Genomic DNA, 16,738 nt, shown 5'->3' on the forward strand with positions numbered 1-16,738 from the left:
GAGCCGGGTCTGTTAAAATACACTTGATTCGGCAGAAACTAAATATTGCGTATATATCGGGCCGCTGACGTCCGATAGGATACAGATGGAAATGGTAGTGAAGATTATGTGATTGTAATTGTAACGAAAGTTATCAATCATGTCTTCGCTGCTTTTTTTCTGCCCGGATATCAGAAAAGAAAGGAGATCAGATAAAATGAACCAGAATGCAAATGAATATCTTGCACGTGAGCCGGTAGGCAGGCTGATGCTTAAATTTTCCGTTCCGTGCATCCTGTCGCTGCTCGTGTCGGCGCTTTACAATATTGTAGATCAGATTTTTATAGGAAGGGGTGTCGGATATCTCGGCAACGGAGCGACGAACGTCGTATTCCCGATTACCGTGATCGCCCTGGCACTGGCCCTTCTCATAGGAGATGGCTGTGCCGCATATCTGAGCATCTGTCAGGGGATGAAGAATGAAGAGAGGGCCCACAAGTGCGTGGGAAATGCGGTCGTGATGAGTACGGCGGCCGGCCTGCTGCTGACGGCAGCGTTCCTGCTCCTGAAGGAGCCGATGCTGGCCTGGTTCGGGGCCACGGAAAACAACATCGCATATGCAGAGGAGTATTTTGAATCTCTTGTCATCGGTATCCCGTTCTTCCTGTTTGCCAATGCGATGAATTCCATCATACGGGCGGACGGCAGCCCGCAGTTCGCCATGCTGTCGACGCTTGCAGGCTGTATCATCAATGTGGTATTGGATCCCATAGCCATATTCGTCCTGCACTGGGGAATGATGGGCGCTGCGGTGGCGACGGTTGCCGGCCAGGCCGTGTCGGCCCTGCTGGCAGTATGCTATCTGCTTCATACGAAGTCCTTCCGGCTCAGGAAGTCCAGCTTCCGGCCGAGGGCGGGACTGTTCAGGCATATGCTGCCTCTCGGCGTCAGCAGCTTTCTGACGCAGGTGTCGATCGTGGTTATCATGATCGTCATGAATAATGTGCTTGTCACGTATGGGGCAAGGTCGAAATATGGCGCGGATATTCCGCTGACGGTCGTGGGCATCGTCATGAAAGTGTTCCAGATCGTCATCTCCGTCGTCGTCGGAATCGCTGCGGGAGCCCAGCCTATTGTAGGCTATAACTACGGAGCGGGACAGTATGGGAGGGTAAAAGAAATCTTCAAAAAGATGATGCTGGCAGAATTCGTGACGGGACTTATCTCCTGCATAGGTTTTGAATTCTTTCCGCTTAAGATTATCGGGATATTCGGGAGCGAGAACGGGCTGTATAACGAGTTCGCCGTGCTGTCCTTCCGGGTGTTCCTCGGGATGATAGTGCTGTGCTGCCTGCAGAAGGCGGCAAGCATCTTCCTGCAGTCGCTCGGAAAGCCGCTCCTGTCCATGTCGCTGTCGCTTCTGAGGGAATTTGTACTGAGCGTGCCTCTTGCCCTAATCCTGCCGGGCCTGTTTGGCGTGACCGGGGCATTGTATTCTGCCCCGGCCGCGGATATCGTCTCCTTTGCGGCTGCGGTACTCTGCATAGCCCATGTATTCAAGGAAATGAAGACAGAAAAGAAGAAGCTGGAAGAGAAGAAGTTAGAAGAGCCGTTAAAAACTTCCGTATGTCTTTCCATTCTCGAGTGATACGCCCTTCGCAGCAGCCATCTCGCTTACTGTTACGAGCTGATATCCCTGTCTGGTCAGTTCGGGAATGACGGCCAGGGCGGCATCTACGCTGAAAGAATGGATGTCATGCAGCAGGATGACGGCTCCGTCGCCTGCGGAGGAACGGATGGATTCGATCGTCGCCGCCGTATCTTTCGTCTTCCAGTCGAGCGTGTCTACAGACCAGAGAATCATAGGCATTCCCACATTGCTCTTTACCGTGTCGTTGATGGCGCCGTAAGGCGGCCGCAGGACATCGGCCGGCTGGCCGCATATGTTCTGGATGGCGGCATTCGTATCCGCAATCTGCTTTTTGATCTTCTCCGGCTTCTGCTTCGTGAGGTCGGGGTGGTTGTAAGTATGGTTGCCGAGTTCGCAGCCGGTCTCTAACATCTTCTTTACGGCGTCCGGATATTTCGGCACGTTCATCCCCTGCATAAAGAATGTGGCATGTGCGTTGTACCGCTCGAGCACGTCCAGCAGCTCCTGCGTCTGTTCTCCTGGCCCGTCATCGAAGGTCAGGGCAATCATCGGCCTGTCCGGCTGTACAGAAGCCTCCCCTTTGGACGTAAGCCTGCCATCCTTGTCAAAGGTGCACTGCTTCAGCCCAATCTGGCGCTGTCCGGTCACCATATCCCCGTTTTCATCAAAGTAATATGTATTTCCGCCGGAAGTGAGAAAGTCACCAGTCATGTATTCCCCGCTGTTCAGCCGGAATTTCTTTCCCTCCCATGCGCCGAGCCTGTTCTTAACGACGAGCGTTCCGTCCTGCACGTCAAGCCGGACCCTGGAGGCCCATTTCTCTTTCATCCGTTTCTGGAAATCCTGATTCAAAATAATCTTGACAGGATATGTATTGTCCACCGATGCATCTGCATTGTAGGACAGGGTATAGTATTTGCCGGAATTGAGCTCGTTGATAAAATCCTTTATCGTGAGCTTTCTCTTTTTGTCCAGCATCTTATCCGGGCTCTTGCCCTTGTAGACTGCGGTCGCCTTAAGAGCCGGCAGTTCTTCCCCCTGCGTGATTACGGCTTTGTCAAGCTTCAATGTGATGTCGATGGGCTGCGTGTATGCCCGGACCGTCAAGAATGCGGTAAACCCGAGCAGAACCGCGGCTGTGCAGCCAATCCCTATCTTCAGGTTCCGGTGCAGCCTTGCTCTCTTCCTGTGTTGTGAGATGCGCCTGCTTTGGGTGCGCGTAGCTGTATGCTCTATCTGTTGATTCATCTGTATCTTATCCCCTCGTCAAATCTATACTTGTCAAATTGTAAATGTCTGTAAGATAACTATAGCATAATTTGTCGGAATGTGACGAATGAAAACAGTAAGAAACTATTAATATTTTCTGAATGTCTGCCTTGCACTTCAAGGGCAAAGAACTTATAATGGATACAGACTTTTGTGAAGGGAATATATGCGATGAAATCGAGTGTATTATGCTATAATCTGAAAGGTACGAAAAAGGGAAAGCAGATAGCGATGATATTCGGCTTTCTTGGCTATAAGGTACGCCACGTGGAAAAGGAAGAATACCACGTTCCAATCGGGGTGCTGGCAGGCGCCGATAAGATGGAGGACGAGCGGCCGGTCTTTGAAGGGGAGGGGTTCTCCGACGAGATGCTTGTCATGAACGCGGAGTCGGAGGAGATGATGGACAAGGCCCTCTTCCTCATGCGCAAGGAAGGGGTGAAAGTAGGGCTGAAGGCGATGCTTACGCCTTCCAACCGGGAGTGGACGTCCACAGCCCTGCACGATGAGATACAGAAGGAACATGAATATATGAAGGAAATGGAAAGGAACAAGAAAGATTGAGCATCTACGAGACATTAAACGAACAGCAGCAGGAGGCGGTATACCACACAGAGGGGCCGCTTCTCATACTGGCAGGAGCCGGTTCCGGCAAGACCCGGGTCCTCACCCACAGGATTGCTTATCTCATAGAGGAAAAAGGGGTCAACCCGTGGAACATCCTGGCAATTACATTTACGAATAAAGCGGCGGGGGAGATGCGGGAACGTGTCGACGATATCGTCGGCTTCGGAGCAGAGAGCATATGGGTGAGCACGTTCCACAGCACCTGCGTGAGGATCCTGCGCCGCCATATCGACAAGCTGGGTTATGATACAAACTTTACCATCTATGACAGCGATGACCAGAAGACGCTCATGAAAGACGTGTGCAGGCTTCTCCAGATTGACACGAAGATATACAAGGAGCGCATGCTGCTTAGCGCCATATCTTCCGCAAAAGATGAGCTTGTCACGCCGGAAGAGTACCGCATAAAGGCGGAAGGCGACTACAACAAGCAGAAGACGGCCCAGGTGTATGAAGAGTATGAGAAGCAGCTGCGCGCCAACAACGCGCTGGACTTCGACGACCTGCTCGTGAAGACGGTACAGCTGTTCCAGACCCAGGCAGACATCCTGGACTATTATCAGGAGCGGTTCCGGTACATTATGGTGGATGAATACCAGGATACGAATACGGTGCAGTTTGAGCTCATACGGCTTCTCGCCTCCAAATACAGGAACCTGTGCGTCGTGGGGGATGACGACCAGTCTATCTATAAGTTCCGTGGTGCCAACATCAAGAATATCCTGAATTTTGAACAGGTGTATGAGGACGCGAAAGTGATTAAGCTGGAGCAGAACTACCGGTCCACGAGCAATATCCTTAACGCGGCCAACGCGGTTATCCGCAACAACTGCGGCAGAAAGGACAAGACGCTCTGGACGGACAACGGCGATGGAGAGAAGATTCATTTCCGCCAGTTCGATTCCGCTTACGACGAGGCGGAATACATAGTCGGGGACATCCGGGAGCACGTGGATGACGGAAGCTGTACCTATAACGACAATGCCATCCTCTACCGGACGAATGCCCAGTCGCGTATGTTTGAAGAGAAGTTCGTGACTGCCAACATACCCTATAAGGTCGTGGGCGGCGTCAACTTCTATGCGAGAAGGGAGATCAAGGACTTGCTCTCCTACCTGAAGACAATCGATAACGGGCAGGACGACCTGGCGGTGCGCAGGATTGTCAATGTCCCGAAACGGGGCATCGGGCTAACGAGCATCAACCGGGTCCAGGAATATGCGTCCACGCACGAGATCGGATTCTATGAAGCGCTCCGCGCGGTAGACCTGATTCCGAATATCGGAAGAGGAGCGTCAAGGCTTGAGTCGTTCGTGGCGCTCATCGAGCATTTCAAGGCAGACGCCCTGGACATGTCCATTTCCGATCTGATGCAGGAAATCATGGACGAGACGGGCTATATCGAGAGCCTGCAGGCGGAAGACAGTATCGAGGCGGAGACGCGCATCGAAAACATCGATGAGCTGATGAGCAAGATCGCGGCCTATGAGGAAGCGTGCGAGGAGGCGAACGAGCCGGCCACGCTGAGCGGATTCCTCGAGGAGGTGGCCCTTGTGGCAGACATCGACAGCCTCGACGTTAGCAGCGACTACGTAGTGCTCATGACGCTGCACAGTGCAAAGGGGCTCGAGTTCCCGAAGGTATATCTGGCCGGGCTGGAAGACGGCATCTTCCCAAGCTATATGACGATAACCGCAGATGATCCGGAGGAAGTGGAAGAAGAAAGACGCCTCTGCTATGTGGGCATCACGAGGGCGAAGCAAGAGCTGACGCTCACCTGTGCCAGAAGGCGGATGATACGCGGAGAGACGCAGTACAACAAGATGTCCCGGTTCCTGAAGGAGATACCGATGGACCTGCTCGCCACGGGAGCCGTGTTCGAGAAAGACGACGAGCCGCCAAAGCAGAGCGCATATGCCCAGGCAAGGCAGACGTTTAGGACCAGGGCCTTCGCAGGCGCCGCAAAGCCGGTCAGGCAGTTTGCCGTCCCGGAAGGGAACGGGCCGGGCTACGGCATAGGCGACCGGGTGCGCCATATCAAGTTCGGCGCAGGCACGGTCACGGCCATCACGGAGGGCGGACGGGACTATGAAGTGACGGTCGATTTTGACGGGCCGGGCACGAAAAAAATGTTTGCCACATTTGCCAGGCTGGAAAAGATATAAATGGATAAAAGTTGGCAATTTTGGCATAAATATATAGTAATCTCAAATTGATAGTGTTATAATAAGGTCAATAATTGAACTTGTATTGACAAGCAGGAGAAAGGATGTGGGAGCATGAGTAAGGTAGAGGATTTTATTGCAGCAACGAAGCTGAGCGAGCTGGTTAATAAAAAGGAAGATGACAAGCACTGTAAGACAGTTCTCTGGGTTCTTGCCATTGTAGGAGCAGTTGCTGCTGTCGCGGGAATCGCATACGCTGTATATTGTTTCTTTACACCAGATTATCTGGAAGACTTTGAAGAAGATTTTGAGGATGATTTTGATGATAATTTCTTCAATGACGAAGATCAGGTATAGAAGAACAACGTGGAAACTATAAGAGAGAAGCGGGCTGGAGCCATCAGGTTATCCTGCCTGCTTTTTATGTGACAGGGGATAATCCCGTGTCGGACGGCAGGTCCTTTGAGCGGGAAAATCTGCCGGGGAAAGGAAATGAATTATGGACGAACAGTTTTTTGCACTGCTGATTGACGCGGACAACATATCCGCAAAGTATATCAAACCGATACTGACGGAACTGTCCAAGTACGGAAACATAACATACAAGAGAATATACGGGGACTGGACAAGCACCCAGCATTCCAAGTGGAAGGACGAGCTGCTGACCAACTCGATCACGCCGATCCAGCAGTTCAGCTACACGCAGGGGAAGAATGCCACCGACTCGGCCATGATCATCGATGCCATGGACATCCTGTACACGAATGATGTGGACGGCTTCTGCATCGTGTCCAGCGACAGCGATTTTACCCGCCTCGTCAGCCGCTTGAGAGAGAGCGGCAAGCTCGTGATCGGCATGGGCGAGAACAAGACGCCGGAGCCGTTCCGCAAGGCGTGCGACAAGTTCACCATATTGGAGAACCTGCTGAACGAGCCGGTGCCGGGCGAGGAAGAGGAGCTGGAAGAGACGGAAGAGCTGCACGGCGGGCTCCGCGAGGAACGGATTGAAGATGAGATTATCAAGATGATCATCGAGAACCAGGACAACAACAAGCAGACCGGGCTCGGAGAGGTGGGCAGCCGCCTCGTCAGCCTGTACCCTGACTTTGACGTGAGAAGCTACGGATACAACATGCTCTCCCGCTTCCTGGAAGATTTCACAAGGATCCAGCTTGTGAAGAAGGGCAACTTCATGTCCGTCACGCTCAAGGAAGATAAAGGGATGAAAGAAGACATAGACCGCTTCGTGCTGAAGCTTGTAAAGGAAGCGGGAAAGGACGGAATCGAACTGAGCATCCTCGGCAACCGCGTATATGAGAAATACAAGAACTTCAAGATAAGCGATTACGGATATTCCCAGTTCAGCCAGTATATTAAGAGCCTGCGCAGCGTACAGGTGCAGCAGGACAAGACGATAATGAAAGCAAAATACACAGACTAAGGCAAGACAGAGAGGTAGAAGGAAGATGAAAAAAGGGCAGGTATACGAAGGAACGATAGAATCAGTTGAATTCCCCAACAAGGGGAAGGTATTCCTACCTGATGAAGATAAGACGGTGATAGTGAAGAACGGTATTCCGGGACAGACGGTGAAGTTCTCTGTCAACAAGATCCGCAAAGGGAAAGCAGAGGGCAGCATACTGGAAGTGCTCCGTCCGTCCGAGGTGGAGATAGAGCCGGCCTGCACGCATTTCGGTCAGTGCGGCGGCTGCACATACCAGAACCTCCCCTATGAGGAGCAGCTGAAGCTGAAGGAGTCCCAGGTCAAGGCCATGATGGACGAGGCCGTGGACGGGGACTACGTGTGGGAGGGAATCAAGCCGAGCCCTGCCCGGCAGGAGTACCGCAACAAGATGGAATTCTCCTTTGGGGACGAATATAAAGACGGCCCCCTGGCCCTTGGCATGCACAAAAGGGGCAGCTTCCACGACATTGTAAATGTGGAGGGCTGCAGGATTGTTGATGAAGACTACAGGAAGATACTGGCCTGTACGCTGGAGTATGCGAGAAAGTCCGGCCTCCCTTATTACCACCGCATGAGACATACCGGATATTTCCGCCATCTGCTCGTAAGAAAGGCAGTAAAGACGGGGGAAATCCTTATCGATATCGTCACCACTTCGGAATATGATTTTGACGGAAGCTTCCGCGGAGACAAGTGGGCGGACGAGCTGCTGGCCCTTCCGCTGGACGGAAAAGTTGCCGGTATCCTCCACACGAAGAATGACAGCGTGGCAGACGTGGTGAAGGATGAAGGGACGGATATCGTGTACGGCCAGGACTGCTTCTATGAAGAGCTGCTGGGGCTGAAATTCAAGATTACGCCGTTCTCCTTTTTCCAGACGAACTCCCTTGGCGCGGAGGTGCTGTACGAGACGGTCAGAGCGTATATCGGCGAGACGAAGGACAAGGTGATCTTCGACCTGTACAGTGGAACCGGGACGATAGCCCAGATACTTGCCCCGGTGGCAAAACGGGTGGTCGGTGTGGAGATAGTGGAAGAGGCCGTGGAGGCCGCGAAGGAGAATGCGGGGCTGAATGGCCTTGACAACTGCACGTTCTGGGCGGGGGATGTGCTGAAGGTAATCGACGGCCTTGGGGAAGTGCCCGACCTGATTGTGCTGGATCCGCCAAGGGACGGCGTGCACCCGAAAGCGCTGGAGAAGATTACGAACTTTGGTGTGGAGCGGATGGTGTATATTGCCTGCAAGCCGACGAGCCTTGCAAGGGATCTGGAGATGCTGCAGGGGAGAGGGTATAAGGTGGAACGGATGGCTTGTGTGGATCTGTTTCCGGGGACGGTGCATGTGGAAACTGTTACGCTTCTGGTGCGGAAAGCTTGATTCTAGGCGGGTTTGCGGGATTATTTGGAGAAAATGGAGTTGTGTTTTTGTGGAAGGTGAGATGGATAAGTTTCCTTATTGGTGGGGACGGGGATAACGCCGGAGGGTTTGAAAATGAGGGTTTTGTCGGGCAAAAGATACAATGCGGCAAAACCCATACTATTTGGTAAAAGTGGATACTGTCTGGCAAAACTAGTATTGTGCGATAAAAGCGATAGTTGCTGAGTAAAATAAACAATGATAAATTTTTGCTTGTAATTTATCAATCCATCGTTTAAACGGAACATATCTGAATACACAGTTCTGAAAAAATATCGTTCGGGAGTTCCCCGGTATATTCAATTATACATAAAGGCAAAGGAGAGGTAGATATGTCATTTGGATTTATTGATTTAGCAAAAGAAGTTTTGAAAGCTTCGGAATGTCCGCTTTCTGTCGAAGAGATGTGGGAAGCAGGTTGTAACCAGGGGCTTGATGAGAAGCTGGGTTCTTCCGGCAAAACACCAATTAGGACCCTGTCAGCCAGAATCTATGTGGATATCAAAAATAACATGGATTCGGTATTTATACAGGTTAGCAAAAGGCCAGCTAAATTTTATCTGAAAGGAAAAGACATTAATCCAGAAAAAGGAATCCCGGAATCTGGTGCAGGCAGGAAAAAGAGTAAGTTTACAGAAAGGGATTTACATATTTTACTATCAAGTTTTGTCTGCACGGACGAGCATTTTAAATGTATGACAAAGACGATTTATCATGAAGTTTCCAAGAGGGAAAAAAGTGGTAAGAATAAATGGCTGCATCCTGATAATGAGGGGTTCATTTTCCATTTGATTCATATACGGTAACTATTCAGAACCCCCTTTAGGTTCTAAATGATTTTTGTTAAAAACAGAGAAAATAAAAATTCTGTTTTCACTTGATTTGCTTTTGTTGGTGGATAACCAACTCATGATTTATCAATTAGTCTTCGCTTTGTGGATTACTGATTTTAGATCATAATTGTGTTTCAAATCCAATTTTTATCGGTTTTTGAATAGCTTTAGCAACACCTGAACCTTGAAATAATGATGTTATCCACAGTCTTTTTGACCAATAAGGAAATCCATGCAATTCGCTTTTTTACTGGCTTTCAGCTAAAATAGACTTATCAAATTTAGCGGAAGAAGGTGGCCTCATTTACAAAAGACGAAATGATTGAACAACTGCTAATGCAGGTCAATACTTTAACGGTAGCGCTTAATTCACTGCAGCAATCATTTGATGCTCAAACAGCACTTATTACAAAACCCAATCAGACCATCCAGGAACTGAAAGAACAGATTAATAAGAATTCCCAAAACAGTTCTAAACCACCTTCAAGTGATGGTTTCAAAAAACCTTCGCCAAAAAAGTTTACGCAAACCTTCAGGAAAGAAGGCTGGCGGCCAGGAAGGCCATCAGGGTACTTATTTGCAGTGATTGCAGGTCCAGATGATGTAATTGGATATATGCCATCTGCTTGTGAAGGATGTCCTCATTATCAAATGTGCAAAGGGACAGCCTGTGTTGTTGAAAGACGTCATGTCATTGATGCAGTCGTCACTGTTAATGTGACAGGACATCAGCTACTTGAAATCCCTGTCTGCATGCTTCATGGAGATAACAGAAAAGGTTCGTTCCCTGCTGGCATCAAGGTAACTGTACAGTAAGGTGAAAATCTTCAGGCATTGTCGGTTGCGTTGAACACGGTTGGTGCCGTCAGTGTAAAAAGAACACATGAGATTCTCTCTGGTGTATTCAATATCCCGATTGCAACAGGAACTATAAGTAACATGGTAAAACGCTGTGCCGATGCCGTATCTGAAACAGTGAACACAATAAAGCAGAAAGTGATTGATTCCAGACTTGGACACTTTGATGAGATAGGAACCCGCGTAGATAAAAAGCTTTGGTGGGTTCATGATGCCTCGAACTGCGAATTTACATATCTGAACATCAGTCCAAAACGCGGATATCTTGGTATGGAACAGTGCGGGGTATTGCCTCTGTTCCGTGGCGGGCAGAAATGGGCATCAGCATTTATAGACCTTCTAATGGAAATGAAGAAGGTTAAAGATAAAGCCATAGAGGCTGGAAAAGAGTCTCTGAGCTATTATCACAATCAAAAGTTTGAAAAGCGTTATGAAGAACTTATTAAACAAGCCAGGGAAAAGAATCCGCTTCCAGTTACCACAGCGAAGAAACGTGGCAGGAAGAAAAAAGGAAAGATTCTTGCACTGGTAGAACGTCTTGACAATTACAAGGCATCAGTCTGCCTATTTATCCATGATTTCATGGTTCCATTTGATAATAACCAAGCAGAACGTAATATCAGGATAATCAAAGTTAAGACAAAGGTATCTGGCTGCTTCCGAAGTGAAGAAGGTGCCAGAGACTATCTAAAAATCATGTCATATGTTGGAACTGCTCATAAGCAGGGACATAACGCATATGACGCAATCAGAAATGCTATTTCAGGATGCCCTGAGTTCATTTTCGAATAGGGGGTTCTGAATAGTTACGATAGTGTCATTATTGATAGGAAATACGAAAAGTCCGGTGTCGCAGGATTGCAAAAGCAAGAGTAAAGCATTAAATTGGCAGGACATGTATTTACAAACTCACTAAAGGGATGTATAATATTAGCTAGTTTGTAAAAAGAGGGATAGCAGATGGATTATACAAAAATGCTTAAAAAATTAGTCGATGATAATGCTGGTATTATATCAACAAAAATGGTAACAGAGCTTGGAATTCCTAGAACATATCTTTCGGAACTTATTAAAAAAGGAATGTTGGAACGGTATAAGCGAGGGATATATATATCAACTCAAAGTAACGATGATAAAATGTATTGTTTTCAGATGAGATTTTCACAAGCGACATTCTCTCATGAGTCAGCACTATTTTTACATCAATATATCGAAAAAATGCCTGAGCAACCAATTGTGACAGTGAAAACGGGAACAAACACTAAAAATCTAGTGAATAATGGAGCTAGAGTGCATTCTATCCGTCAAGACTTATATACTCTTGGAGAAACGGAAATAAAAACCCGTTATGGTAGAAATGTAAGAACATATAATATTGAACGTAGTATTTGTGATATCATTCGTAACAGAAGTAGAGTTGATAGTGAGATTATTGTGAGCACGGTGAAAAAATATAATGATAGTCCTGAAAAAGATTTTTCCAGACTTATTACTTATGCAGAAGAGTTAAAGGTTGCTAAAATTTTGAATAATTATCTTGAGTTTTTGCAATGAGATTTAATTCCAAGAAAAATTTGTAAAGGGGCTAACTGAATTATGCAGTCGGAAATTTATAATATCATTTCTGCTTTGGCAGGAGATGTAAACAATAAAATACCTGAGACATTTGAAAAAAAATATTATAAGAAAATGTCTTATTCAAATGAAAATAAAGTAACAGAACTTGATAAAAAGATATTATATGAGACTATTAGTTTTGAAGTTGCATTTGTCCATGTGATAATATTTATATTTAATAGATGCTTTAACATAGAAAGTGCAAATTATCTAATTCTGTTAGAGCGATTAGATGTAGATCAACTATATTCTTGGTATAGTATGACAGAAAAATTTGTTACTGATAATTTTGATGAGATTAATGTGCATGAGTTTTCAGATATTTGTGAATTAATTAATCAGCATGATACATTTATTAATAAAGATATCAAAAAAAAGCTAGGTCAATTTTATACACCAATAAATATTGTACAAAAAATGGTTTTTGAAATGAAAAATAATTTGCGGTGTTTAACTAATACCGATTTTATTATTGATCCTGCATGTGGAACAGGTGTTTTTGTGATAGAAATAATCAGAGAATTAAAAAAGATTTTCCAGCAATCTGTAGTAATTGAGTATGTTAAAAAAAATATATTTGGTTATGATGTTAACCCTTTTGCAGTTATTGCCACAAAAATAAACATAGCATATATTTTGTTAAAAGAGTTACCTGAAGAGAAAGTAAGAATTTTAGATTATATTGTGAATGCAGATAATGTTTTCAATAACATACAATGGAAAAATACAATAGTGGAGCCAGACAATAATGTCTATTCAATCATTTTGGGAAATCCTCCATATTTTAAACTAAATAGTAAATTAGTCAAAAATATTAGTGGGTATAGTGAAATTTTATATGGTCAGCCAAATATTTATTCTTTTTTTATGTATTGGGGGATGAAACATTTAAAAAGAGATGGTGTAATGTGTTTTATTGTACCGCAATCAATAAGATCTGGTCTTTACTTTAAAAATCTTAGATCCAAAATAAAAGATTTAAGAATAAGAGCTTTAATTCATATTGATTCTAGACAAAATGTATTTGATCGAGCCGAGCAAGCGGTACTAATTATTTGTTTAGAAAATAAACCAGTTGCAAACAGCAAAACTAAGATTCAGTTTTATGATGGAAATGGAACGATTAATGCAGAGTTTAAAATATCTAGATCCAAATTAATGATGGATGAACAAAATAATCATATATTTATAATTAATAAGAAAATTGAAATGTATAGTATTCTAGATAAAATATTTACAAACTGCTTACCATTGGATAGTGAGGAAACAAAATTAAAGTTTTGTAATGGACTTTTCGTTTGGAATCAACATAAAGAAGATATTGTGGACGAGGAATTAACAGCAATACCTATTATCTATGGGGGGAATATACAACCATTAATGTTTGACTTTTCTGTATGCTCTACAAATGAAGAAAGAAAACAATACGCTTTGATAACGCAAAAAACAAAATCGTATGTATTAAAAGGCAAAAGATTATTAATTCAACGAACTACAAATTTTGAAAAAGATATTCGATTAAAATCATGTATAATATCGGATGAGTTTTTGGAAAGGTATGAAAGCTATTTTTTAGAGAATCATGTGAATTTTCTATGTAGCAGTGAAGGGAAAGATGAACTCCTAAGTATTGAAAAAATGTATTACTATTTAGGAATGTTCAATTCAAGGTTAGTAAATTATATTTTCATGAGTAAAAGTGGTAATACTCAGGTATCAGCCAATGAACTTAATGCACTTCCTTTTCCCCAAAGTGGTGTTCAAACGATTTCTCAATTTGTATCTAACTATATGAGTAAATTACAAGAATATCAAAATGAATTAGATGTGCTCGTTTGTAAAGCATATGGATTATCTGAGGATGAAACTAACTTTATTATAAATTATTGAGGTGAGATGGATGAAAAAATTAAGATTTAGGACAAATTCACGACATATTAGCCAGTTAGGAAGAGAGTTGGTTACTGATTTTGTTACTGCGTTGGTTGAATTAATTAAAAATTCATATGATGCAGATGCATACGGTGTGAAGATTATTATAGATAAACCTAATACACCTGAAAGTAAAATAATTCTTATAGATACTGGTTCTGGCATGACGCAAGAAGATTTTGAAAATAGATGGATGGTAATAGGAACTAATAACAAAGTGACAGAACCATTTACGGCTAAAGGAAGAAAGAAAGCTGGAAAAAAAGGTATTGGAAGATTTTCAGTAGAAAGAATTGCAGAAAAGGTAAGTGTCTATTCTTTCACGGATACGGAACAGCCATATAAGGTGAAAATCAACTGGAATAGTTTTGAAGATATAAATATTGCGGCATTAAATCAACGGATTAATATCTTGAGGGATCATGAAGATTCTGCTGCTGCGAAGTACATTGGTGGTCAACTGGAATACTTCTTTTTAACAGACAAAGTAGATATGACGGATAAAAATTTAGTTGCAACAATTATAGGCAGAAATACATTTGATTATCCTGTTTTTTATAATATAAATATACTTGATGAACTTGAAAAAGAGGTTGTTCCAATCTTAGAAAAATATGAAGATATCGAGCAGTTAGTCGAGGATGTCGAAAGTTCCTTAGAAACATTAGATGTCCATAATGATGCCATGGCGTTTTCAATGATAGATGAACTATATCAAAAATATGAACTACCTGAACCGCATACAGGTATGATTTTAGTAATGGAAGGACTTAGAGATGAATGGAAACAAAAAGATGTTGATAAATTACAAAAAGAATTAAGGCTTCTTGTTGCCCCGGACTTAATTGAGCAAGACCCCTTTAAAATAGAACTTGTTGCTCCGGATTTTAGAATAGAAGATATCGTTTTAGTAAATGAAATTCTTGATTTAAGGTATGCAAAAGTTGATGCGAAAATTTATGATAATGCGAAAAAATTATACATATCATATAAAGATAAAGAAGGAAAAAAAGATTTGATAGAAGAAGAATATGAACAGCCTCTTTTGTGTGGTGATGTTAGTGCGGAAATATACTTCTTTCTTAGAGATTCCAGTAACCTTACAAGTGCGGGATATAATTTTAGATTTGCTCAAAAAATGTTAGATACTTATTGTGGAATTAAAATCTATCGTGATAATTTTCGAGTTAAACCTTTTGGTGATATTGGAAATGATTGGCTATTTTTAGACCAAAAGAAAGTTAAAGATACACATGGCTATTTGGTGGGCAATAATCAGGTAATTGGTGTTGTGAGAATTGGTGATGTTACTAATCCACTACTTGTTGATGCAACCAATAGAGAGGGAATTATTGAAAATGAAGCATATGAACAACTTATAAGCTTTTTGACTAAATGCACTAATTTGATTAGTGATGTTAGACGAAAGGCGTATTTAGCTGAACAGGAAAACATAAAAAAGTTAGCAGCGGAAAAAGAGAAAATAGATGCTCAATTTGACAATGTAAAAAAGCAATATCTAGACAATCCATTTATCAAACAGATTGAGGAAGTTACGCAAACTGTTGATCATAATGCTATGCCTGAAAAATTACAACAATTAGCTAAGGCATTTATTGAAGATTCTGAAAAGAAAAAGGCAGATATACAAAAACTGCAAAATGATTACAATCAGCATTATAGTGATACAAAAAGAATTTATCAGGAGAAAATCAACTTTCAAGAAAGTGAGCTTAATTTATATAAAAATTTAGCTTCTCTCGGAATGCTAACTGGATCATTCGGGCATGAAACAAGCGACATCGTGAGTCGTATCCAAACAAGTTTACATCTAACAAATGTATATTTAGATAAAGATGTTAATAGGAATAAGATTAAGGATGTATTAAAAATTGTTAGTAGTGATTTTGGTAGAATATATGCATATAGTAACTTGATTATTAATTTTTTGAGGAAGCGGAAACGCGAAGCATCAGTTGACATAGAATTTGGAGACGTATTAGATGAAGTAAGCGGATTTTACAGAGCCATTGTAAATTCATTTGATATTTCCTTGGAATCAAAATGTAGTCAGAAAATTGTTTATACAATGAAACAAATTGATTTAGAGTCAATTATTATTAATATGATTACTAATGCCTTTGAACAAGTAAAGGGCAAGCAAATCCGTCAGATTAAAATTCACATTGAGCAGAGTTTATCTCATATTATACTAAGCTTTGAAGATTCTGGAAATGGGGTTCCAAAGGGGAAAGAAAAGGATATATTCAGGCCATTTGAAACTACTAAGGAAGAAGGTATTGGTTTAGGCTTGAATATTGTTAAAGATATTGTGGAAAACTATGGGGGAGAAATAAAAGTGGAGCGCTCAGAAACTCTGCATGGTGCCAAATTTGTCATATTATTGCCTAAAGGAGATAATGAAGAATGAGTGAATTAAAAGGTTTATTTATAGAAGATGAGGTAGCAAATATAGATATTTACACAAAATTATTTGCATTAGAAGGCTTACACCTTGAATGTATCAATGAATTGCCAGCAACATTAGAAGGTTTTTATGATATTGTCTTGGAAAGAGATGTTGATTTTTTGATTATTGATTATCATTTGGATAAGCAAGTTACTTATAAGGGGATTGATGTTTTGAGAGAAATAAGAAAACATGATAGTACAATATATGCTGTACTATTAACTAATTATCAACTTGAAGATTTTGCTGACCAATTTGGTGATTATGACTACGAATTAAAAAAGGATTCAATTGTTGAGCGTTATGTGGATGTAGCCGAAAAAATTAAAAGAGCTTGTGAGTTGCGAAAAGAGAATATGATATATAAAGGAATTGTGCAACAAGAGGAGGAAGAATCAGATACTATAAAATTACTAAAAGAAATCAGTTCCAAACTAGATTCTAAAGAATGATTG

General features: G+C 43.0%; 14 protein-coding genes. 13 read left to right on the plus strand and 1 reads right to left on the minus strand.

The genetic code is table 11. From position 1 onward, the window contains the following. The first annotated feature begins 196 nt into the window (after positions 1-196). Positions 197-1,627: an MATE family efflux transporter gene (locus tag HJV72_RS08580; protein WP_208070269.1), complete on the plus strand. Its 1,431-nt coding sequence runs from the start codon at positions 197-199 to the stop codon at positions 1,625-1,627. Here the strand turns inward: HJV72_RS08580 and HJV72_RS08585 are convergent. After that, positions 1,592-2,878 (minus strand): polysaccharide deacetylase family protein, encoded by a 1,287-nt coding sequence (locus tag HJV72_RS08585; RefSeq protein ID WP_208070271.1) that lies wholly within the window; start codon positions 2,876-2,878, stop codon positions 1,592-1,594. The two genes, HJV72_RS08580 and HJV72_RS08585, sit on opposite strands and share 36 nt — an antisense overlap. Before the next feature lie 192 nt (positions 2,879-3,070). Between HJV72_RS08585 and HJV72_RS08590 the strand changes: the two genes are divergently transcribed. From HJV72_RS08590 to HJV72_RS08640, 12 genes are all read left to right on the plus strand, one after another. Further along, positions 3,071-3,463 (plus strand): DUF3783 domain-containing protein, encoded by a 393-nt coding sequence (locus HJV72_RS08590; RefSeq protein WP_208070272.1) that lies wholly within the window; start codon positions 3,071-3,073, stop codon positions 3,461-3,463. Further along, positions 3,460-5,691 carry a DNA helicase PcrA gene (gene pcrA / locus HJV72_RS08595; RefSeq protein WP_208070273.1) on the plus strand — a complete coding sequence of 744 codons (2,232 nt, stop codon included), beginning with the start codon at positions 3,460-3,462 and terminating at the stop codon, positions 5,689-5,691. Before HJV72_RS08590 ends, pcrA begins: the two co-directional genes overlap by 4 nt. 114 nt (positions 5,692-5,805) lie before the next feature. Continuing rightward, positions 5,806-6,048, plus strand: coding sequence for a hypothetical protein (locus tag HJV72_RS08600; protein WP_006442223.1), 243 nt, complete (start codon positions 5,806-5,808; stop codon positions 6,046-6,048). Between the two features lie 142 nt (positions 6,049-6,190). Next, positions 6,191-7,132 (plus strand): NYN domain-containing protein, encoded by a 942-nt coding sequence (locus HJV72_RS08605; RefSeq protein WP_208070274.1) that lies wholly within the window; start codon positions 6,191-6,193, stop codon positions 7,130-7,132. Positions 7,133-7,157: 25 nt separating this feature from the next. Continuing rightward, positions 7,158-8,534: a 23S rRNA (uracil(1939)-C(5))-methyltransferase RlmD gene (gene rlmD / locus HJV72_RS08610; protein WP_208070275.1), complete on the plus strand. Its 1,377-nt coding sequence runs from the start codon at positions 7,158-7,160 to the stop codon at positions 8,532-8,534. Positions 8,535-8,905: 371 nt separating this feature from the next. Next, positions 8,906-9,379, plus strand: a complete 474-nt coding sequence (locus HJV72_RS08615; protein WP_243765585.1) for an HTH domain-containing protein — start codon at positions 8,906-8,908, stop codon at positions 9,377-9,379. Between the two features lie 345 nt (positions 9,380-9,724). Further along, positions 9,725-10,222 (plus strand): DUF6444 domain-containing protein, encoded by a 498-nt coding sequence (locus HJV72_RS19780; protein WP_243765586.1) that lies wholly within the window; start codon positions 9,725-9,727, stop codon positions 10,220-10,222. An 18-nt stretch (positions 10,223-10,240) separates the two neighbouring features. After that, entirely contained in the window at positions 10,241-11,056 is an 816-nt protein-coding gene (locus HJV72_RS20500; protein WP_243765587.1) for an IS66 family transposase, read from the plus strand. Between the two features lie 168 nt (positions 11,057-11,224). Continuing rightward, positions 11,225-11,818 (plus strand): type IV toxin-antitoxin system AbiEi family antitoxin domain-containing protein, encoded by a 594-nt coding sequence (locus HJV72_RS08625; protein ID WP_208070276.1) that lies wholly within the window; start codon positions 11,225-11,227, stop codon positions 11,816-11,818. A gap of 42 nt (positions 11,819-11,860) precedes the next feature. Then, positions 11,861-13,771: an HsdM family class I SAM-dependent methyltransferase gene (locus HJV72_RS08630; protein WP_208070277.1), complete on the plus strand. Its 1,911-nt coding sequence runs from the start codon at positions 11,861-11,863 to the stop codon at positions 13,769-13,771. Positions 13,772-13,781: 10 nt separating this feature from the next. Beyond that, positions 13,782-16,244 (plus strand): sensor histidine kinase, encoded by a 2,463-nt coding sequence (locus tag HJV72_RS08635; protein ID WP_208070279.1) that lies wholly within the window; start codon positions 13,782-13,784, stop codon positions 16,242-16,244. After that, positions 16,241-16,735 carry a hypothetical protein gene (locus HJV72_RS08640; protein ID WP_208070281.1) on the plus strand — a complete coding sequence of 165 codons (495 nt, stop codon included), beginning with the start codon at positions 16,241-16,243 and terminating at the stop codon, positions 16,733-16,735. The genes HJV72_RS08635 and HJV72_RS08640 overlap by 4 nt, the downstream gene beginning before the upstream one ends. Positions 16,736-16,738 lie beyond the last annotated feature (3 nt).

Source organism: Extibacter sp. GGCC_0201 (assembly GCF_017566055.1).
GTDB lineage: Bacteria > Bacillota > Clostridia > Lachnospirales > Lachnospiraceae > Extibacter.

Excerpts from the sequence above, each read along its gene's own strand:
- HJV72_RS08580 (WP_208070269.1), top strand. The coding sequence starts at position 197 with ATGAACCAGAATGCAAATGAATATCTTGCACGTGAGCCGGTAGGCAGG.
- HJV72_RS08635 (WP_208070279.1), top strand. The coding sequence starts at position 13,782 with ATGAAAAAATTAAGATTTAGGACAAATTCACGACATATTAGCCAGTTA.
- HJV72_RS08605 (WP_208070274.1), top strand. The coding sequence starts at position 6,191 with ATGGACGAACAGTTTTTTGCACTGCTGATTGACGCGGACAACATATCC.
- HJV72_RS08600 (WP_006442223.1), top strand. The coding sequence starts at position 5,806 with ATGAGTAAGGTAGAGGATTTTATTGCAGCAACGAAGCTGAGCGAGCTG.
- HJV72_RS19780 (WP_243765586.1), top strand. The coding sequence starts at position 9,725 with ATGATTGAACAACTGCTAATGCAGGTCAATACTTTAACGGTAGCGCTT.
- HJV72_RS08615 (WP_243765585.1), top strand. The coding sequence starts at position 8,906 with ATGTCATTTGGATTTATTGATTTAGCAAAAGAAGTTTTGAAAGCTTCG.
- HJV72_RS08640 (WP_208070281.1), top strand. The coding sequence starts at position 16,241 with ATGAGTGAATTAAAAGGTTTATTTATAGAAGATGAGGTAGCAAATATA.
- HJV72_RS08590 (WP_208070272.1), top strand. The coding sequence starts at position 3,071 with ATGAAATCGAGTGTATTATGCTATAATCTGAAAGGTACGAAAAAGGGA.
- HJV72_RS08630 (WP_208070277.1), top strand. The coding sequence starts at position 11,861 with ATGCAGTCGGAAATTTATAATATCATTTCTGCTTTGGCAGGAGATGTA.
- HJV72_RS08585 (WP_208070271.1), bottom strand. The coding sequence starts at position 2,878 with ATGAATCAACAGATAGAGCATACAGCTACGCGCACCCAAAGCAGGCGC.
- rlmD (WP_208070275.1), top strand. The coding sequence starts at position 7,158 with ATGAAAAAAGGGCAGGTATACGAAGGAACGATAGAATCAGTTGAATTC.
- HJV72_RS08625 (WP_208070276.1), top strand. The coding sequence starts at position 11,225 with ATGGATTATACAAAAATGCTTAAAAAATTAGTCGATGATAATGCTGGT.